The 19,866-nt window shown below is 57.8% G+C and carries 19 protein-coding genes; 4 read left to right on the forward strand and 15 right to left on the reverse strand.

The genetic code is table 11. From position 1 onward, the window contains the following. The 3 genes from flgK to GOX21_RS17595 are packed head-to-tail and all read left to right on the forward strand — an operon-like array spanning window position 1 to window position 3,553. Window positions 1–1,452, forward strand: coding sequence for a flagellar hook-associated protein FlgK (gene flgK / locus GOX21_RS17585; protein WP_170379303.1), 1,452 nt, complete (start codon window positions 1–3; stop codon window positions 1,450–1,452). Next, the gene (locus GOX21_RS17590; protein ID WP_226689702.1) at window positions 1,452–2,462 is read left to right on the forward strand and encodes a flagellin; all 1,011 of its coding nucleotides are present in this window, start codon (window positions 1,452–1,454) and stop codon (window positions 2,460–2,462) included. The genes flgK and GOX21_RS17590 overlap by 1 nt, the downstream gene beginning before the upstream one ends. Further along, window positions 2,459–3,553 (forward strand): flagellar basal body P-ring protein FlgI, encoded by a 1,095-nt coding sequence (locus tag GOX21_RS17595; RefSeq protein ID WP_170379305.1) that lies wholly within the window; start codon window positions 2,459–2,461, stop codon window positions 3,551–3,553. Before GOX21_RS17590 ends, GOX21_RS17595 begins: the two co-directional genes overlap by 4 nt. Before the next feature lie 41 nt (window positions 3,554–3,594). On the opposite strand, the gene GOX21_RS17600 is transcribed toward GOX21_RS17595, so the two are convergent. Genes GOX21_RS17600 through GOX21_RS17635 form a run of 8 tightly spaced genes read right to left on the reverse strand, consistent with a single transcriptional unit; the run spans window position 3,595 to window position 11,160 of the window. After that, window positions 3,595–4,242, reverse strand: a complete 648-nt coding sequence (locus tag GOX21_RS17600) for a DUF1523 family protein (RefSeq protein WP_170379307.1) — start codon at window positions 4,240–4,242, stop codon at window positions 3,595–3,597. A gap of 11 nt (window positions 4,243–4,253) precedes the next feature. Beyond that, window positions 4,254–4,520: a hypothetical protein gene (locus GOX21_RS17605; RefSeq protein ID WP_170361871.1), complete on the reverse strand. Its 267-nt coding sequence runs from the start codon at window positions 4,518–4,520 to the stop codon at window positions 4,254–4,256. Beyond that, window positions 4,521–5,858, reverse strand: coding sequence for a DUF6638 family protein (locus GOX21_RS17610; RefSeq protein WP_170379308.1), 1,338 nt, complete (start codon window positions 5,856–5,858; stop codon window positions 4,521–4,523). After that, the gene (locus GOX21_RS17615; RefSeq protein ID WP_170379310.1) at window positions 5,855–6,700 is read right to left on the reverse strand and encodes a hypothetical protein; all 846 of its coding nucleotides are present in this window, start codon (window positions 6,698–6,700) and stop codon (window positions 5,855–5,857) included. Before GOX21_RS17615 ends, GOX21_RS17610 begins: the two co-directional genes overlap by 4 nt. Next, window positions 6,697–8,628, reverse strand: coding sequence for an AAA family ATPase (locus GOX21_RS17620; protein WP_170379312.1), 1,932 nt, complete (start codon window positions 8,626–8,628; stop codon window positions 6,697–6,699). The genes GOX21_RS17615 and GOX21_RS17620 overlap by 4 nt, the downstream gene beginning before the upstream one ends. A gap of 56 nt (window positions 8,629–8,684) precedes the next feature. Further along, a complete protein-coding gene (locus tag GOX21_RS17625) occupies window positions 8,685–9,803 on the reverse strand; it encodes a hypothetical protein (protein WP_170379315.1) in 1,119 nt (372 codons plus the stop codon). Further along, window positions 9,796–10,071, reverse strand: coding sequence for a hypothetical protein (locus GOX21_RS17630; RefSeq protein WP_170379317.1), 276 nt, complete (start codon window positions 10,069–10,071; stop codon window positions 9,796–9,798). The genes GOX21_RS17625 and GOX21_RS17630 overlap by 8 nt, the downstream gene beginning before the upstream one ends. A gap of 9 nt (window positions 10,072–10,080) precedes the next feature. After that, on the reverse strand, window positions 10,081–11,160 hold the full coding sequence (locus GOX21_RS17635) for a hypothetical protein (RefSeq protein ID WP_170351872.1): 1,080 nt from the start codon (window positions 11,158–11,160) through the stop codon (window positions 10,081–10,083). 249 nt (window positions 11,161–11,409) lie between these two features. Between GOX21_RS17635 and GOX21_RS17640 the strand changes: the two genes are divergently transcribed. Then, complete coding sequence (locus GOX21_RS17640) at window positions 11,410–12,885, forward strand: NAD-dependent succinate-semialdehyde dehydrogenase (protein ID WP_170361865.1); 1,476 nt, start codon at window positions 11,410–11,412, stop codon at window positions 12,883–12,885. 64 nt (window positions 12,886–12,949) lie between these two features. Here GOX21_RS17640 and GOX21_RS17645 read toward each other — a convergent pair whose 3' ends face one another. From GOX21_RS17645 to GOX21_RS17675, 7 genes are all read right to left on the reverse strand, one after another. Continuing rightward, window positions 12,950–13,381: a hypothetical protein gene (locus GOX21_RS17645; RefSeq protein WP_170379319.1), complete on the reverse strand. Its 432-nt coding sequence runs from the start codon at window positions 13,379–13,381 to the stop codon at window positions 12,950–12,952. Between the two features lie 223 nt (window positions 13,382–13,604). Beyond that, window positions 13,605–14,072, reverse strand: coding sequence for an Hsp20 family protein (locus GOX21_RS17650; RefSeq protein WP_170351869.1), 468 nt, complete (start codon window positions 14,070–14,072; stop codon window positions 13,605–13,607). 122 nt (window positions 14,073–14,194) lie between these two features. Beyond that, on the reverse strand, window positions 14,195–15,010 hold the full coding sequence (locus tag GOX21_RS17655) for a trypsin-like serine peptidase (RefSeq protein ID WP_170379321.1): 816 nt from the start codon (window positions 15,008–15,010) through the stop codon (window positions 14,195–14,197). Continuing rightward, window positions 15,007–15,798: a trypsin-like serine peptidase gene (locus GOX21_RS17660; RefSeq protein WP_254428605.1), complete on the reverse strand. Its 792-nt coding sequence runs from the start codon at window positions 15,796–15,798 to the stop codon at window positions 15,007–15,009. Before GOX21_RS17660 ends, GOX21_RS17655 begins: the two co-directional genes overlap by 4 nt. Before the next feature lie 118 nt (window positions 15,799–15,916). After that, window positions 15,917–17,233 carry a glycolate oxidase subunit GlcF gene (gene glcF / locus GOX21_RS17665; RefSeq protein WP_170379323.1) on the reverse strand — a complete coding sequence of 439 codons (1,317 nt, stop codon included), beginning with the start codon at window positions 17,231–17,233 and terminating at the stop codon, window positions 15,917–15,919. 4 nt (window positions 17,234–17,237) lie between these two features. Further along, window positions 17,238–18,338: a glycolate oxidase subunit GlcE gene (gene glcE / locus GOX21_RS17670; protein WP_170379325.1), complete on the reverse strand. Its 1,101-nt coding sequence runs from the start codon at window positions 18,336–18,338 to the stop codon at window positions 17,238–17,240. A gap of 25 nt (window positions 18,339–18,363) precedes the next feature. Beyond that, window positions 18,364–19,812: an FAD-linked oxidase C-terminal domain-containing protein gene (locus GOX21_RS17675; protein WP_170379327.1), complete on the reverse strand. Its 1,449-nt coding sequence runs from the start codon at window positions 19,810–19,812 to the stop codon at window positions 18,364–18,366. Window positions 19,813–19,866: the final 54 nt, after the last annotated feature.

The following is a 19,866-nucleotide window of genomic DNA, read 5'->3' on the forward strand; positions in this document are numbered from 1 at the left end:
ATGAATTTGTCGACAGCATTCAACAACGCCGTCAGCGGCCTGACGGCCTCGAGCCGCGGCACCTCGGTCGTGTCAGACAATATCGCCAACGCGCGGACGCCCGGCTTTGCCCGCAGGTCTCTGGAACTGACGACAAACGTGATTTCGGGCACCGGGGTGCGCACCGCAGGCGTTATTCGCAATCAGGACCCGGTTCTAACCGCCAACCGTCGCACCACCGATGCGGAACTGGCCTACCAATTTGCAGTTTCCAGCTTTCACACCAGTGTTGAGGGCGTCGTTGGCACGGTTGACGATCCCACATCGCTCGCCAATCGGTTGGCCGAGTTCGACAGCAGCCTGATCACCGCTGCCAGCCTGCCAGATTCTTCTGAGCGACTGGATCAGGTGACCCGCGCGGGCCGTGATCTGGCCAACGCGCTCAATTCGGCGTCCGAAGGTGTTCGGCAGCTGCGCTCGGACGCAGATCGCTCCATTGGAAAGCAGGTAGAGAGCCTGAACCAGACCCTCAAGGATATCGAGAAGCTGAACGCCAAAATTCCGTCGGTCAAACATGCGGGTGGTGATATTGGTGCCCTGCTGGACCAGCGGCAGGTGTTGATAGATCAGGTGAATGAGCTGGTGCCGGTGAACGCGGTTCCGCGTGCGAACGATCAGGTGTCGCTGTACTCAGACGATGGCCTGATCCTGCTGGAAGGCACGGCTGCCGAATTTTCCTTTACCACCACGGGCGACACCAAACCCCACATGACGGTGGGCAATGGGCTGCTGTCGGGGTTAGAGATGAACGGAAACCCGGTGCGCACCGGCGGAGACAACGCCCAGATACGCGGCGGCGCGCTGATGGCGCAGTTTGAAATTCGCGATGAGCTGGCGGTTGAGGCACAGGCTCATCTCGACTCGGTCGCGCGGGATATGATCGAACGGTTCGAAACACCCGGTCTGGACCCCACCGCATTGCCTACCGATCCCGGTCTGTTCACGGATGCTGGCAACCGCTTCGATGCCACTGCGCCTGAGGGGCTGGCCTCGCGCATCAGCTTGAACACGATTGTTGATCCCGACACTGGGGGTGACAGCTGGCGCTTGCGCGACGGGCTTGGTGCGGTGGCCCCCGGCGATCCGGGCGATGCCACGCAATTGCAAGCCTTTGGCGCCATTCTCAGCGATGCCCGGCCCGTCGCGGGGTCGCCCTTTGGCACCGGTGACATGCGCGCCTCGGACCTGACCGATGCGCTGATGTCCAGAACCGGGTCGGACGCTCATTCCGCCAGCCAGCGCCTGACCTTTGCCAACAGCGCGCAGCTGGAAATGGCCAGAATCGAGGCGGAACAGGGCGTGGATACCGACCAGGAATTGCAGAACCTGATGGAGATCGAGCAGGCCTATGCCGCGAACGCGCGGGTCATCTCGGTAGTGGATGAATTGATGCAAACCTTGTTGAGGCTCTGATGATGAATTTGACGTCTATTGGCGATCTGGCGCGGGGCATGACATTGCGGACCCGCTCGACCGAACTCAGAAACGAAATCGAAACCCTGTCTTATGAGATGTCGACCGGCAAGGTTCAGGATGTGTCGGGACGTCTGGATGGTGACTATTCCCATCTGCTGGATCTGGACCGCAGCCTATCGCGTCTAGACGCTTATCAGATATCGACGGCTGAGGCTGGGCTGTTCACGGATGCCATGCAGCTGAGCTTGACCACGATTAACGAGTCCGTGACCGAGTTGACCTCCTCCCTTTTGTCCTTCGGCACGTCAAACCAGGCGGTCAGCCATGAAAATGCATCGGTTCAGGCCCGGAACGAGTTGGATACGATCATATCAGCGCTGAACACCCGCGCTGGTGGACGCAGCCTGTATTCCGGCGCGGCCACTGATGTCTCCCCCCTGCCGTCAACCGACACGTTGTTGAACGCACTTGAAACGGAGCTGAGCGGATACGTCACAACGGCGGATATCAGACAGGCGGCAGAAGACTGGTTCAACGACCCCGCCGGGTTTGACGCGGTGATCTACCAGGGCTCGGGCAATGCGTTGGCACCAATGCAGATATCCGAGAATGAAAGCATCACGATCCCGATCACAGCCACCGACCCCGCGATCAAGGATGCGATACGGGATATCGCCGTTGCGGCGTTGGTCTCTGACAATGCTCTGAACTTGCCGCGTGATCAGCGCACTGCCCTGTTTACACAGTTGGGCGTCGATCTGGCCAACACCCAGAACGATGTGGTGAACTTGCGCGCTCAGGTCGGTTCAGCAGAGGCTCGGATCGAACAGGCGGCCACGCGCAACAGCGCCGCGCAGACCAGCCTTGAATTCAGCAGGAACAAGTTGATCGCTGCGGACCCCTATGAAACAGCTGCACAGTTGCAGACCGTCCAGTTCCAGTTGGAGAGCCTGTATTCCGTCACCGTTCGCAATGCGAACCTGTCGCTGGTGAATTTCCTAAGATGAAGCTTTTTGTTTTCCTACTGATGTTGCTGCCCGGGATAGCATCCGCTGGCACGATCCGCCTGAAGGACCTTGTGGATTTTGACGGGGTGCGGGGCAATGATCTGGTCGGCTATGGCCTGGTTGTCGGGCTGAACGGAACTGGCGACGGGCTGCGCAATTCACCCTTCACCGAAGAGATTATGTCGAACATCCTGGAACGGCTGGGCGTCAACGTGAATGGCGAAGATTTTCGCCCTAAAAACGTAGCGGCTGTGTTGGTGACCGCCAGCCTGCCGCCTTTCGCGCGGGTCGGCGGGCAGATCGACGTGACGGTGTCGGCCATTGGTGATTCCAAAAGCCTGTTGGGTGGCACCCTGATCATGACACCGCTCAACGCGGCCGATGGGCAAATCTATGCTGTGGCGCAAGGCACGGTTCTGGCCGGTGGAGCCGTGGCTGAGGGTGAGGCTGCGTCGGTTGTTCAGGGAGTGCCGACCTCCGGCGTGATCCCCTCGGGCGCACGGGTTGAGCGTGAGATCGATTTTGACCTGTCAACCTTGACGCAAATGCGCCTTGCCCTGCGCGAGCCGGACTTCACCACCGCCAGTCGGATTGAGATTGCGATCAACACAGAATTCAACCGCGCAGTGGCGATTATGCGGGATTCCGGCACGGTGGAACTCAACATTGCCGCAACCCAGTCGGTTTCAACCGCGCATGCGCTGGGTCGGATCGAAAACATTCTGGTCGAACCGGAAACCAAGGCGCGCGTCGTGGTCGATCAGCGCTCAGGGACCATCGTCATGGGGCAAGAGGTTCGGATTTCACGGGTCGCGGTATCACAAGGCAATCTAACCCTGACAGTCGAGGAATCCCCCATCGCAGTTCAGCCTAACCCTTTTGCCCGCGGCGAAACGGTTGTGGTCCCCCGCACTTTCGCCGGTATCGAAGAAGAAGAGGGCACTGGGTTGGCCGAAATCCCCGAGGCAACTACCCTGTCCGAGGTTGTGGCCGGGCTGAATGCGCTGGGCGTGTCGCCCCGCGACATGATCGACATACTGAAAACGATCAAGGCCGCCGGGGCATTGCACGCTGAGTTTGTAGTTCGATAAGCAAACAGAACCGAGCAGGTGGCGGGATCAGATGCCCGCCATCACTTGGATTTCCAGCTATCAAGCCAGCGGCGGAACCCGTTGCGCTTTTCTTCGATCGCATCACCGGCGGCATAAATCCCATCTTCCATATTCTCAAGCATCGGGTCGATACGGCGTTGCCGGAACCGACGCCAGCGCACCCAAATAGCCCAGACGACGGCAAAGAAAACCGTCAGAAAGATGATGTTGAACCATGGGATCAGCCGCACATCAGGGCTGTCCACCGGGCGCACCGAGACCACATTGGGAAAGATCGACATAAGCTGATTGCGCCAACCATAATGGCGCAAAACCACCCATTGCGGGTTATCCGCAGTCGACACGAGATTGGTCAGTTCCGCCTGTAGGTTCGAACTGTCGAGTTTGAAATAGGGCGGCCAGCCCCAGCCGGTATCCTCATTGCGATAAACGCGCGGTTTCCCGTTCGGGCGGAAGGTCTCCACAAATCGCACATCTCGGTTGACAGTCTGCGCGCCCTCTTGGCCTGTATCTTGCTGTGCCCAGAAGATCGAGTTCTCACCAAAATCGACGCGCCGCACCTCGGTTTTTACGATCCGCACCACATCTTGCTGTGGCAAGGTGTATTCCAGCACCGAGGCAACAAGCCCCCAAAACACGATGATGAATACCCATTTGACATAGACCATCTATCCGGCCCTCATTTGAAATTAGTAATATAGATCAGCAGGGCAATGGCCCCAAGCGGGATGACATAGACACCCAGCAGCAGTTTCTTGCGGAACGATTTGTCATATTGCCGCATTCCCCGCTCGAGAAAAGCCTCTCGATCACCGTGCAGCCCTTTTTTTTCCCAATGCGCGATCAACTTACGCCGACGGACGAGGCGGGAATAGATCGACAGCCCGACATAGATCACGGTCAGAACGATCAGCAGTGGAATTAGAAAACGGATTGCGACAAGCATTCAATTCCTCCCAACTGCGCCCCAGGGACCAACGCGTGCGATGATGTCATCGCTAATCCGGTCACTGCCGCTCATGTCCGGTTCATGTCCGAACAGCGCAGCGCGGGCGCCCGCCTTGTCCACCTGATACTCGCGCGCAAGAAAGTCGGCAACATAGGCTTTCTTGGTCTCGGGCCAACCGGCATAGGTGTTGTAAAACAGTTCTTTGTGGCAGATGAACATTTGGCGCGGGTCCAGCGGGGCCAGCTCAGCCAGCAGCATGTTCACCAGATCACGGTTCGACGTATCGGTGGCCCGCAACGTGTAGAAATAGGCCGGATGGTCCGAGGTGATGCGCGGCCACGGACCACCATCCTTCGCCCAGCGCAGTAATTGGCCCAAACCGTGATAAGCCTCGGGCAGGCGGTCTGCGTGATTACGGGCCAGCCGTCGCATATCGCTGCGATCCAGCCCCGTCAGGTCAACACCTGCATCCGCCGCCGCGTCGACGGTCAGGAAATCCATCTTTTGCTGCAGGATCGCGGTGGCATCCACGCCCCGCGCTTTGACGATTGGTTCGACCAAGTCGTTATAGTCAAGAAACTTGGCGATCTGGTTTCGCTGCGACGGCTCGAACGTGTATTTGATCTTCAGATCGTCGGGTTTTTCGCCCATGCAGATCGCCGCCGGATGGTCCAGATCCGGGAACAGATAGAGCCCGCCGAAATGCGCCGTCCAGAAGTTGCGTTGCTCAAACGCGGTGTGGCGTAGGCGAACGGGGTTGCGGGTGACGTCGCCGGTTTCCTTGGCCGTTTCGATCATCTTGGCGATCAACACATCATCGAACCAGGCGTCCTCTTCGGTCTTAAACCGCTCGACCATGCCCGCCAATTGCTGCGCCTTGCGCAGGGTGCCGCCTGCAGTGTCGGCCTCAATCTCGATCTTTTTGATGTTCAGCAGATCGCGCGGCGTGGTGAGTTTGATGACCGAGTTCACCAGCTCTCCGGCCACTGCATCGGTGGCGGTCAGGGCGAACAACTGCGCCTCGTTCATCTCGATGAATTCGCGCAGAATATCGCGCGAGGTCGAGAATTTGACGTTCAGCAAAGGCGCGCGTTTCTGCTCGGTCGTCAGCAGGATGAACTGCCGGTTGACCCCGTTGGGATTGAGGTAAAGCTCATCCTCCAGCTCAATCCCCACCTCCGGCGAATAGCCCGAGATATCGACATGGAAATCCGTCAGCGCCGTGGTCTTGCCCGCCAGATGCTGCAGCGCGCGGTTATACCGCTCGACCAGAGCCGGGCTGGAGATGTGGACGAGGTTGCCAAACATCAGGCCTTTTTTGATGAGGCGGATCATTTTTTCTCCGTCTCCCAAACATTGGCATCTATCAGTTTTCGCAGAGACGAATTTATGTCGGCTATTCGCCAAACCTGCAATTTGTTTCTATCTGCCTCGGAGAGCGAAGACTGCAGTTCCGATGTCTTTGTTACAATTTGGAACAAGTCTTGAATTGGTCCAGTTTTCAAAGGCGCTTTTTCGACCACGATGGAGGTTTCGGAAGAAAGCAAAGCCTTTTCAGCACCAACTAGTCTTTCCGCGACGAACTCTAACTTAGCACGAGGGCTTAAGTTCCTCATAGATGAATGATAAAATGGCTGGATATCGCGAAAGTGAGTTAGTTGACCAGCGTCTTCAAGGGAGTATTTCCACTCCAGTGAATTCAATCGCCCAAGCGAAAATTCCTCGTCGAGCTGGGTCAACAATTTACTGAATTCCGCAGATGCTCGATCCTCCACTCGTTGTTTCTGTTCCTCTTCAAAGATTTTACCCTGTAGCTCTAGCAACTTAACTTGCTTGTCTTGGGCTTTGGCCATGTCTTGAGTTGCCACCCGCTGCTCACGTAGTTCCTCTCTTTGCGCAGCCAGTTCTTGGCTTTGTAGCCAGACAGTTGCGATTAACCATATGAATGCTAGAGCACCCGCGAAGCCCGCCAGAGTGTCGCCGACCTCATTTGGAGCCGCCTTGAGGAAGTAAGACCACTTGGTTCCAACACAGTCTTCGACACCAAAAAAACTGACTTCACAAACAGAAAGCAGAGCAGTTAACACACCAAATACTACAATCGCACAGGTTGCTATAAGCCCCCATAGTATTGGGTTGCCAAGTCGCAAGAAACGGTTGCGTTCTGTAGTGCTCACCCCTTCCCCTCCAGATACCGCCGCTTGGCCTCTTCCATCCGACCCATCTCACGCACCGCGTTTTCGATGGCGACCTCATCGCTCTTGTCGGCATAGCGGAATTCGCTGTCGGCGTAGCGGTTGATCTCTTGCATCACCATCTCAACCGTGATCGGCTGGCGCAGGTCCTCGATCATGGCCTTCTTGGTGTCGTAGTCGCGGAACAGGAACACGTCGGGGTTTTCCATCCATTCGTCGGGCAGTTCGAAATCCATCGCGCGGACCTTGACCGCGTCGGTGATGTTCTTGATCGCGCGACCGGTGAAGCGCTCATCCGCGGCTTGGATCGCCTTGAGGTATGTGCCCAGCTTGGCAATCGTGTCCATCTGGCCGATCTCACCGGAGACCCGGTCATAGACCTGTAGCAGAGCGTCCTCATGCGGGTGGGAGTGGCTTTCGAAACTGGCGGCGACGGCCTTTTTGATTTCCTGCGCGGCATAGGCTTCGTGCTCGCCCAGCGGGATGTCATGATTGCGGCCCATCAGCAGGTGCAGGATGTCGATGTAATCCTCGCGCGTCTGCGGCCCGTCCACCAGAAACCGCGCGCCAGCCCGCTGACGCAGGGCGTCGTCCACATTCTCGGGGTAGTTCGAGAACATGCCGAAAGTGCAGTTACCGCGTACAACGGTGTTGGCGCCGGCAAAGCTCTCCATCAAAACGGCGGTAATTTCCAGTTGCCCAGCTGAAGACTGCCGGTCGCCGCGCTTGCCCGCCAGCTGGTCGATATCGTCGATGGTGCCAAACCCGATGACCGAGGGGTCGATGATCGTGTTGATGAAGGCCTTGGCGTTCTGGCCGGATTTCCCCTGATAGCTGTCAATATTGTCGGTGCTCAGGTTCTGATAGCGGAACGGATAGCCCGCGTTCAGGCAGTAGTCATTGATTAGCCCGGCCATCATCTGGATCAGGGTGGTTTTTCCGGTGCCCGGTTTGCCATCCCCCATGAAGGTAAAGATGAACCCGCCAAGCTCCGCAAACGGGTTCAGGCGGCGGTCGAAGTCATAGGCCATCACCATCTTCGCCAGCTTCATCGCCTGATACTTGGCGATGTGGTTGCCAACGACCTCGTTCGGTTTCTTGAACGTCATGGTCAGGGTGGTGGATTTGGCCTTCGAGGCGGGTTCAAACCCTCGGATCGTCAGATCATCGGCCTCGATATGCCAGGCGGCGTTGTGGAACGAGGCCAGATGACCAGCAGATTGCGCGCGCAGGGCGGCTTTTTCCATTAGCTGTTCAGCATAGGCGCTGGTGGCCGCGATCAGATAGGCATCGTCAGGGGCATGTTTGGCCAGCATCTGGTCCAGTTCCCACAACGCGCCATGCAGGGCGAGTTGACCGTTGTCGGTCAAGACCTCTTCGATCTCACCAATATCAGCAGTGGTTTCGCCAAGATGCGAGGACATCAGATAGGCCAAGGCATTGCCGAAAGTATGCGAGGTGATCAGCGCCTCAGCCGTCAGCAATTCCGAAAACTCGGTTTTGCGCGCGGCGGGCAGATCGCCCGCAAGGTTCGCGCGTTTCAGGTCTGCCAGCGGTGTCTGTTCGGCATAGGCTTCAGCCACCGCCAGAGCAATGGCAACCGCACGGCGGATTGCCTGCTGCGTAGTGGCCTGCGGCGGCGAGACCAGCGCATCGCCATCATCCGAAGCTTCGATCCGTTCAACCAGATGCACCCCGTCGGCCCGCACAGTACGCCTTGTCACTAGACCAGGGGTCGTGGACCGAAACCGCCGCCCCGTGGACACACCCGGTGAACGCTCGACCGTCGCATCAACCGCCTTCGCAATCCGCGGCGCGTGTTCAAACCCATTCAGCAAGGCGGTCGCCGCCGGATAATGTTTGCGTATATCCGCTTCGCGCAATTCCATCTGATCAGACGTCAAATTCATCTCAAAACCGCCCTTGCTTCATCTTTTCAAAAATACTCTCGCCGAAGGCGAAATCCTCAATATCTCAACACCTGCCCGGTCTTGCTAACGACGAACTTGCGCACGTCGGCAAACCCCGGCGGGTTGCGCTCGGCCAGCACCTGGAACGGGCGCTGGGGCAGGATGATGGATCGCTGCGTGCTTGTGGCACCGGTCTCGGCCCCCTGCCCGCCGAACGGGTCCAAAGCGAACACCTCGCGTTCGACGGTGGAAAACCACCCGGCGCGTTCTTCGATCACGTCTTCGCTCTCCAATTCTTCAGTGGTCCAGGCCAGCGCCCAGTCCTGACCTTCGGGCGCTTGCGCGTCTTCCAGCACCTGCCGAAGTGGCCCGGATTGCTCCGTATAGGCCGAGGAATACATCGGGCCCACGTGGATGCGGCGCAGGTGTTTGGGGTGCAGGTCGTCGAAGTCCTGATCGAAACCTTTGGCGATGGTCACCAGTTTCAATCCACCCAAGGACTGCGCCATCAGATGCGCCTGCACTTCGGGCCAGCGGCGCTGATCCTTGGGCAGGGCGGTTTTGCCACTGTCCTCCAACTGCATTAGATAGATAACCGGCAGGTTGATCTGGCTGTCATAGACCGCCCAGTGGATCATGAACTTACGCCGCTCGCCCTCATTCCCGATCCAGTGACATTCGGGATCGTTGCGGGCCCAGAACAGCTGACCTTTCAGCAATTCCTCGTAATAGAGCCTTTGGGACAGCGCGAATTGCAGCTTGGTGGGGATTTCACGGTCGCCAATAATTGCCCGCACCATGTCGGTTTTCAGATCATCTTCCGAGGGCATATTCTCCAGATGCACCTGCGCCTGCTGCGCGTCATTGGCCATAGTCAACAACTCGGCCGCCACCGGAAAGCCGCTGTCTCGCTTGTCCATGGCAAGGCTGCCAAAGAACCGCCCCGTATCGCGCCCGACCAGCAGGTACTTCATGCTGAGCGCGCGGAAGGTGTAGAGCAGCCCCGAAAGGTAGCGCGACACGATCCGCACCTCTTGCTTGCTGATCGCGCCCTCGGCCTCCATCGTCGCGGCTACGCGCAGGAGGTGGACGGTGATCACCTCAAATTTGCGGAAATACCGGCGCGAGGCGAAGGTGTCGGTCAGGCCGACATGGTCTTGGGTGGGGTTAGTCATTATCCACGCGCTCTTTTCTTTGTCGGCGACCGAACAACTTCTCATCAAGCTGTTCAAGCTTGATGAGACCGTTGGCGAACAGAACGCAGAGGCAGAATGTCACCAAAAGAACACCCGCTATCAGCACAGGTTTAATCACCAAATGGTCTGGCATCCAATTAGCTGTCAGAAGAAGCAAAGTTAGGAACCCGCCAAAGACAACAAAGAGAATCCCTATCCTGAACCTGTCGCGTATTCCTTTTGGCTTGCCTTTGGAACGGAACGTCACTGAAGCGCCTCACCCGCCATACAAATTCTTATCATGCTTCTCGACAATCGAGGCAAACCGGCGGGCAAAGCGTTCATCCGCCTTGGCCTTTTTCTCCAGCACGTCGCGGGCAAAAACCATGTGGTCCTCATGCGCCTCAAGCATGTCAGCCATTTTCTGATTGGTCGCGGTGCCGATGGCAGCCATGGCAGTTTGCGCCTCTTGGTCCGTCTGCACGCCGATCTCGTTAATACGGTGGGCGACGTCCTGCTGTTGTGCCGTTTTCAGCGATTTGGTCAGGGCGTCATACAGAACCACACGCTGTTGGGTGTCTGTTTGCAGCTTGTTGATCAGCACCATCTGCGTCGCCGCCTGGTTCTGCAATGAATCGACCCAGGTCTTGCCCTTTTCGATATAACGCTCCAGCGTCTGAGACTTGGCCAGCTTGACCTGTTCTTCCTGAACCTTGGCGTTGTACTGCTTGTTCAGCTCGGCCAGTTCGGTTTCCAGCTGGGTGCGCGCGGCGGCGTCCTGTTCGACGCTGATCTTGTTCTCCAGCGTAATGATCGTCGGGTCCATGCCCTGAATCTCGGCGCGCAAGGCTTCCAGTTCGGCCACGGTCGCCTCACGGTCGTCCAGCGTGCCGGTCAGGTTGTCCTCAACCTTTACCCGCTGCTCCTCCAACACCGACAACTGCCCTTCCAGCAGCTTGACGATCACGTCGGATTTGGCGATCAGGTCCTGCAGCTTGTCGTCGATATTAGCGGTGCGCATCCGTTCCTGCCGCATCGACTCGGATTTGGCCTTTGCGAAGATGCCGACAAACGATTCCCACCCGGTTTTCGATCGCATCTCGTCGAAATCCTTGGAAAACGCGTTGGTCACATCGTCCAGACCCATGATCAGCTCGGCGATATTGGCGTTCATCACCTCGGTATGGGCATGCACGTCTTCAAGCGTGGCATTTTCGATGTCGATATCCGCCTCGGTGGTGCCGATCTTGGCGCGGGCGGCCTCAATCCGCGATGTCAGCCCTTCGATCTGTGATTGGCTTTCACGGACTTTCGCCTGAGTCTCTTCGATCAAGGCATCAAATTGATGGTTCGACATCTCTGCTATCCCTTTTTTCTTTATTTACCCAATAAGATAGGAAATGTTACGGGTATTTACATCCCCTTGGGTCCAAAATTCCTCCAGACTTTGACAAACTCAGCCTGAAAAAGATAGGCGTGATGCACAGCCTTGAACTGAAGGTTATTTGATCAAATCTGGATTGACCCGCTGGCGATAGTGGACATAGACATTCCGGACCCCACCTGATTGGGTGCGTTGAACCAATTTTCTGCCGGAGGCTGACCCATGCTGGACGCGACAACCGATCTGAAATCCCTTCTGAAAAACCCTGACCTGCTGGTGACCAAAGCCTATATTGGCGGTCAGTGGGTGGATGGCGACAATGGCACCCTTGCGGTGACCAACCCGGCCCGCGGGGATGTGGTGGCCGAGGTTGCCGATGTCAGCCGGGCGCAGGTGGCAGGCGCCATCGCTCAGGCCGAGGCTGCGCAAAAAGAATGGGCCAAGCTGACCGGCAAAGAACGCGCTGCAATCCTGCGCCGCTGGTTCGACCTGATGATGGAAAACGCCGAGGATCTGGGCAAGATCCTGACCGCCGAACAAGGCAAGCCGCTGGCTGAAGCCGTGGGTGAAATTGCCTATGGTGCCTCGTTCATCGAATTCTTCGGCGAAGAGGCCAAGCGTGTGTATGGCGAGACCATCCCCGGCCATCAGCGCGACAAGCGGATCACCGTGCTGAAACAGCCCATCGGTGTGGCGGCTTCGATCACTCCGTGGAATTTCCCCAACGCAATGATCACGCGCAAGGCGGCCCCGGCGCTGGCCGCAGGTTGCGCCTTTGTGGCCCGTCCGGCGACGGAAACGCCGTTGTCAGCGCTGGTGCTGGCGCTGCTGGCGGAACAGGCGGGCGTACCTGCCGGCGTGTTCAACGTCGTGCCCTCGTCTCAGGCCAGCGAGATCGGCAAAGAGTTCTGCGAAAACCCCGGCGTGCGCAAGCTGACCTTTACAGGCTCGACCGAGGTGGGGCGCATCCTGCTGCGTCAGGCCGCCGATCAGGTCATGAAATGTTCGATGGAGTTGGGCGGCAATGCACCTTTCATTGTATTCGACGACGCCGATCTGGATGCGGCCGTCGAAGGCGCGATGATGTGCAAGTTCCGCAACAACGGCCAGACCTGTGTCTGCGCCAACCGCATCTATGTGCAGGCCGGTGTATACGACGAATTCGCGGCCAAGCTGAAAGCCGCAACCGAGGCCCTGCACGTCGGCGACGGCCTGAACCAGGGTATCACCACCGGCCCGCTGATCAGTGACGAGGCCGTCGCCAAGGTGCGCGAACACATCGCCGATGCCACGGAAAAAGGCGGCGTTATCCTGACCGGTGGCCTGCCACATGATCTGGGCGGCACCTTCTTTCAGCCCACCATCGTCACTGGCGTGACGCAGGACATGAAGGTCGCGCAAGAGGAGACCTTTGGCCCGCTGGCCCCTCTGTTCAAGTTCGAGGACGAGGATGATGTCATCGCCATGGCCAATGACACGATCTTTGGTCTGGCTTCCTATTTCTATGCCAAGGACCTGAGCCGCGTCTACAAAGTGGCCGAGGCGCTGGAATACGGCATCGTGGGCGTGAACACCGGCATCATCTCAACCGAGCTGGGCCCGTTCGGCGGCGTCAAACAATCCGGTCTGGGCCGCGAAGGCAGCCATCACGGCATGGAAGACTATCTTGAGATGAAATACATTTGCATGTCGGTCTGATCCGATTGGGCCATCGCCATTCGGCGGTGGCCATTCTCAATACGCTGGGTTCCGGGCCTGAGGCTCAGTAATTCGAGTACCGGAAATTCACCACTGCATCGTTCTGAATTGCGCAATGGGCTTTGATCGTGCTGCGCGCATCATTGGTGTTCTTGGACCGGGCGACCTCCAGATCAATCAGATCGATCCCATCTGAATTTGTGGTGTAAGACAGCGTGCGCTCGAAATCGACAGCGTAATATCCCTGATTGGTCATCGCGGTTTTGGTGCGATGCATACACAGCCCAACTGCATTCTCTTCGGGCGAGACGTCGGGGTGTTTCTGGTACGGCGACCCGTGTTTATGGTGATGTTCAGCAATTGACGCGCCTAACACACCCAGAGCGACCCCTGCGATTATCTTCCCGGCATCGTCAGCTTGGGTATTTGTCGCTGTTAGTGCCGTAAACGCTAAGGCGGCACAAACTGCACTGGTGAAAATGAAACTAGAGCGCATGTTTCCCGGTTCCTTTTGTGGTCAACAATTTTGAATTCTTGATCAACGGTTAATCCTGAAAAAGACTAGTTCACGGTGTTTAGTGATTGCCAGAATTTTGGTGGACCAAAAGAGTTTGCTTAGGTGCGCTAAAAAAACAACGCCCCGCGTCTGGAGGAACGCGGGGCGCATGGTGCGACGACCCAGAGAGGAGGAGATCGCCGCGGCGTGTGGGTTGACCGCCTTAGTTCACGGCTTTGGCGTCGACCACATCCTTTTCAATGGCATTGGCCGAAGCGATCTCGATCCGGCGCGGTTTCAGGGCCTCAGGCACCTCGCGCTTCAGGTCGATATTCAGCATGCCGTTTTCGTGGTTCGCGCCGGTAACACGCACGTGGTCGGCCAGCGCAAAGCGGCGCTCGAATGCACGGGTGGCGATGCCACGGTGCAGGTAGCTGCGCTCTTGGTCTTCGGCGGCTTTCTTACCGGCGACGATCAGCGCGTTTTCCTTCACTTCAACCGACAGGTCATTTTCCGAAAAACCGGCGACAGCGACCGAGATGCGATAGGTGTCGGCATCGGTTTTTTCGATGTTGTAAGGCGGATAGCTGGGCTGAGCCACGTCATTGGTCAGAACGCGGTCCATCATGTCTGCGATCTGGTCGAAACCAATGGTTGCGCGGTGCAGCGGTGCAAAATCAAAAGTACGCATGTGTCATATCCTCATATCTGAGCGATCTACGATTTGCCCTCCGTTCGGACGGGCGATTGAGCATGCCAGGCCCCGTTCACGGCGACCCGGTACAACTCACATGGGGAGCATTTCGAACGAGTTCAAGACCCGTCGGATGAGATGAATTTGGCACCGGAACTGGACTTGTCCGACCCCACCTGCAACCGGCGGATCTTGGCCTTGGGCTGGGGTGCATCTCGGCGCAGGTCAGCTTTCAAATCAGAAACGATCCCAGACAGTTCCATGCCATACCCGACCTTGCGCCGACCATCAAAACCACCCGCGGATACAACCGACAGAATCTGCCAGCGCGGTCCCTTTTTTGCCAGAATGGCCGACCCCGAAGACCCAAAGGTTACGTCACAGTCAAAGCTGATCAGCCCGCGACCGCGTTGAAGGATGCTGCACGAACGCTGGCGCGTAATTGCCTCGGATCGGCCTTGCCCGTAGGATGCAACGCTGATCTCGTTGTCGTTGATCCGTCCCTCGTACAACGCAAACGGATCGGCGACGCCGTGCGGGACCGGGGTATCCAGACGCATCAGCGCCACGTCGATGCGAACTCGCGGTGCCGAGACCGGCGCATTGGCCACAAAATCCGGATGGGTGGCGATCTGGATGACTTTGCGGTCGGCTAGAGAATTACCGTTGCTCAATCCGGCACGAAACGTCACTTCTCCGGGTTTATAGGGCCGGCCGGTGGCCTTATCCAACGCACAATGAGCCGCCGTCAGAACCAGATCCCGTGCAATCAGCGTGCCGGTGCAAAAGCCCTTATTGCCGATATCCAGGCGGCCCACCGCCTCCCAGCCATAAAGGTCGTCACGATCCGTCAGCTTGCGTTTTGCGGTTTGCGCATGGGATGCGGTCGACAAGACAGACAAGCATAACAATGTGCCCAGCAGAATTCGTATCATGGCTTGATGAACCTCGCGCCAATGTTTCTTTTGGATGTACCCTCAGGGGGCGCAGCCAGAAACCCGCGCCCAGCCGACAGTTCAGCTTGCAACAGGCGCAGCGACCCTTCGACCGGGGTACCGACGGCAACGCGCTGGCCGTTCAACTCGGCCTTGGCAGCCACCACGGACACGATGCGTGGGCGGTCACCCTCAAAGGAAAAAACCGGCGCGCCCGAAGAGCCGAACTCGACATCGCAGGACATCACCAGAACTTCTGACCGGCGGGTCATGACCGAGCAGACCTCTTGCAGCGCCGGGGCTTCGGCCCTGTCTTGCCCGTACGAGACAACGCCCACCTCTTCCCCACGACGGGGGCGATCGCCGGTTTCAAACGGGATCACAGTGGTGTTGCGAATGGGTTGCCACAACTCGATCAGTGCAATGTCATTGCGCAACCGTGCCGTCGAAGTTTCGTTGTCATAGCGATAGTCCGGATGCACCACCGCCTGCCGCGCCGCACGATAGGCGGACGCGCGGCCCAGACGCCACGCAGCCAAAAACTCGACCCCGGACAGATCGATCCGCTGACCGGTTGTTTTGTCGTACAGGCAATGCGCGGCGGTCAGCACCAAAGTAGGTGAGATCAGCGTACCCGTGCAAAACCCCGATCCGTTTATATCCAGACGGCCAACGGCCATCCACGCCCGCCCGGCATCGGTGGTATCCAGGCTTTTTAGCCCACTATCCTGCGCCGCGGCCGCTATCGGCATCAATGCCAGCGCTAAAGCCCTGATCCAGTTTTGCAAGCGGTTCTCCGGCGTTGCTGTTGGATCACCTTCCTACGGTCGTGGTTGGGCGAAAATAGGGCAGCCGTGCCGGGTTTGGTTTCGTCCGAAAACTGATGCGCTGCTGCATCAACCAGGCTTACCTGAGGATCGGAATCTGTGCCCCATCACCCGGTTGCAAGGCCCGTGGTTTGGGGCCACCGGTGGCCCAGTCCAACAATTCAACCGTGTGCAAAACCGGAATATCTGTGCCCGAGCCGATTTGCATCATGCAACCAATATTGCCCGCCGCGATCATGTCGGGCTTCTTGGCCTCAAGCGTTTTCACTTTGCGCTGCTTCAACTGGCCCGAGATTTCCGGCTGCATCAGGTTATACGTACCAGCGCTGCCACAGCACAAATGGCTGTCAGCAGGCTCTAATACGGTGAATCCAGCCTTTTTCAACAAAGTCTTGGGATGAGTTTTGATCTGTTGCCCATGCTGCAGAGAACATGCCGCGTGATAGGCAACGGTCAAGTTCTGGTTCGTACCTTCGGGAAGGTCCAGAAGCATCAGCAATTCGCTGACATCCATCGCGATATCCGCCACCCGCGCGGCGTCTTCTGCTAGCGGATCGTTTCGGAACATGTGCCCGTAATCCTTGACCGTCGTGCCGCAACCTGAGGTGTTGATAACGATGGCGTCCAGTCCACCGCCATCCATCTCGGCCGTCCAGGCCTTGATATTGGCTTGGGCCGCTTTGTGACTGTCGCCGGTCTTGCCCATGTGATGGGTCAGCGCGCCACAGCACCCGGCCCCTTTGGCCACCACAACCTCACACCCCAACCGGGTCAGCAGGCGAATGGTTGCGTCGTTGATATCGGTGTTCAGCGCCTTTTGCGCACAGCCTGTCATCAAAGCCACGCGTTTCTTGCGCGGTCCCTTGGACACAAAGCTTTGCGGGTCGTCATTTCGGCTGACCGGAGGGATATGCTTGGGCGCCATATCCAACATCGCCCGCAGTCGCGCATCCGGCATGAGGAAGCGAAACGGGCGGCCCAGTTTCGCCCCAAGTAGCGCCCAGCGGAATCGTGTCGGGTAGGGCAGAATTTGCGCCAGTATCCAGCGCAGCGCACGATCACTGAAGGGGCGTTTGTAATTCTGTTCGATATAGTCCCGCGCGTGATCCACCAGATGCATGTAATGCACGCCGGACGGGCAGGTTGTCATACAAGCCAGGCAGGACAGACAACGATCGATATGCCGTACCGTTTTTTCATCCGGCACACGCTCATTCTCAAGCATGTCCTTGATCAGATAGATACGTCCGCGCGGGCTGTCGAGTTCGTCGCCCAGTACCTGATAGGTGGGGCAGGTGGCAGTACAGAACCCGCAATGCACACAGCTACGCAGAATTTCATTCGCGCGCTGGATCGCCGGGTCCTTCAGCTGTTCTTCGGTAAACGTCGTCTGCATCAATTTATCCCATCAGGCCCGGATTGAAGAGGCCGCGTGGATCAAAACGCTGTCTTAATCCCCGTGTTAGAGCCTTAACTTCCGCAAGTTCAGGCTGAAATTGACCCAAAATTTCTATTGTATCTGCTCCAGCCCGTACCAGTGTTGCGTGGCCGTCTAATGCACCCAAACGTGCGCGCAGATCAGTTCCCTGTGAGACCCGCGCCCAGATCAGGCCCCCGCCCCAATCGAACAAAAGCTGGTCCGCTGCCAGATGCATCGAAACATCGGGCGCGTCGCTTGGCTTGACCGAAATCCGCCAGACGTCGCCGTCTAGACTCTGAAACGGCTTAACATCACGCAGGTCTTGCCACAGGTCAGCAGGATCCGGGATTTCTTTGACCTCACCGAATCCGGTCAATACGGATCTCAGTTGGCCCAAGCGATAGGACACCGAATCGGAAAACCCCTCGATCCGCAAATAGGTGCGCCCATCTTGAGGGTCATACGCGGCCCCGTTGACCTCAAATGGAGATTTCAGTGCTGCGGACATGGCTTGCACTGCGTCTTCAGCATCAGCGACCTGTACAGCCAAGGTCGCGGTGGATTCGGGCTTTGGCAGCACTTTCAGCGACACTTCGGTTAAAATCCCCAACGTGCCCCAGGACCCTGCCATCAATTTGACCAGATCGTATCCGGTAACGTTTTTCATCACCCGGCCACCGTTTTTGATCATCTGCCCCTTGCCATCGACATATCGCACACCCAGCAGGAAATCCCGGCAGGCCCCGGCTTGAATACGCCGTGGGCCCGAGATATTGGCCGCCACGACACCGCCGATGGTGGGCTCTCCGCCCGTGCCCAGCAGACCACGATGATCCATAGGCTCAAACGGCAATTGCTGGCCTTCTGCCTCCAGAGCGGCCTCAATTTCGGCCAAGGGTGTGCCGGCCTGCGCCACAAGGGTCAGCGCGCCGGGTTCATACAGGGTTATTCCGCTTAGGCCCGCGGTGTGAATGGTTGCGTCTGGCCCGCCAATACCACGGGTGCCACCACCGGCAATACGCACCGGATGGCTCAGTCCGGCCACCATCTCGGCCAGTTCGGTTTCCGTCTTGGGTTTCATCGCATATCTTTTGTGTTAGAGCCTATTATTCCGCAGCCAAACGCACATCGCGCCGGGATGCTGACGCGTCCAGAGGGAACACTTTGGCGGGGTTCAGCAACCATTTCGGATCAAACACATCCTTGATCGCCATCTGTGCTTCCAGGTCTTGCGGCGCGTATTGATGTGTCATCAAATCCCTCTTTTCCACGCCTACCCCGTGTTCACCCGTCAGGCAGCCGCCTACATCAACGCATAGCCGCAGAATGTCGGCGCCAAACGCCTCGCATTTCTCAAGATCACCGGGTTTGTTGGCGTCGAACAGGATCAGAGGGTGCATGTTACCATCACCCGCATGAAACACATTACCGACGGGCAGGCCGTAGTCTTGGCTCATCTCGCCGATCCGGCGCAACACTTCGGGCAGGGACGAGACCGGGATCGTACCGTCCAGACACATATAGTCGTTCATCTGCCCCATGGCCCCAAAGGCCGATTTCCGGCCCAACCAAATCTTGGCGCTTTCCTCGGGCGATTGGCTTTCGCGAATTTCCACCGGGTTATGGCGTTTGGCAATCTCGACGATCTTCGACAGTTGATAGTCGATCTCAGCCTCGGACCCTTCGACCTCGATGATCAGCAGCGCCGTGCAATCGGGATAGCCTGCTTTGGCAAAATTCTCACAAGCCCTGATGCACAGCGTGTCCATAAACTCGATCGCGACGGGCAGAATGCCCGATTTGATAATATCCGAGACACAATGCCCGGCGACTTCGTTGTCGTCGAAACCAATCAGAACCGGCCGAGCGCCCTCGGGTTTGCGCAGTATGCGAAGCGTTGCTTCGGTCACGACACCCAATTGCCCTTCCGAGCCGCAAACCACCCCCAGCAGGTCCAATCCACCTGCATCCAGATGCGCGCCGCCGATCTCAACCACACTGCCGTCCATCAATACCATGGTCACGCCCAACAAGTTGTTGGTCGTCACACCGTATTTCAGGCAATGCGCCCCGCCGGAATTCATCGCGACATTGCCCGCGATGGCGCAGGCCAGTTGTGACGAAGGATCGGGGGCGTAGAAGAAATCCTCTTCCTCAACGGCCCCGGTCACGCTCAGATTGGTGCGGCCGGTCTGAACGCGGATATAGCGATTGTCATAATCGGTCTCCAACACCTCGTTCATGCGGGCGATGCCCAGAATGACGCAATCCGCCGTCGGCAATGCCCCGCCCGCCAGAGACGTGCCCGAACCGCGCGGCACAACCGGCACGCCTTCGGCATGGCAGATGCGCAGCACGTCCGAGACCTGTTGCGTGGTCGCCGGCAGCACCGCCAGCATCGGAGGACATTTATACGCCGTCAGCGCATCGCATTCATACGCGAGGGTTTCAGCAGCATCATGGATCACGGCATCTTGGGGCAAAACCTCCAGCAATTGCTGCAAAACGGCGTCCCTGCGGCGCAGAATATCTGGGTTTGGCGTTGGCATGTCCATGGCGAGCCCTCCGGTTTGGTAAATTAATATTACCAATTTCTACATCTGGCAAGT

Origin of the sequence: Ruegeria atlantica (assembly GCF_013032005.1) — a bacterium.
Lineage (GTDB): Bacteria > Pseudomonadota > Alphaproteobacteria > Rhodobacterales > Rhodobacteraceae > Ruegeria > Ruegeria atlantica_A.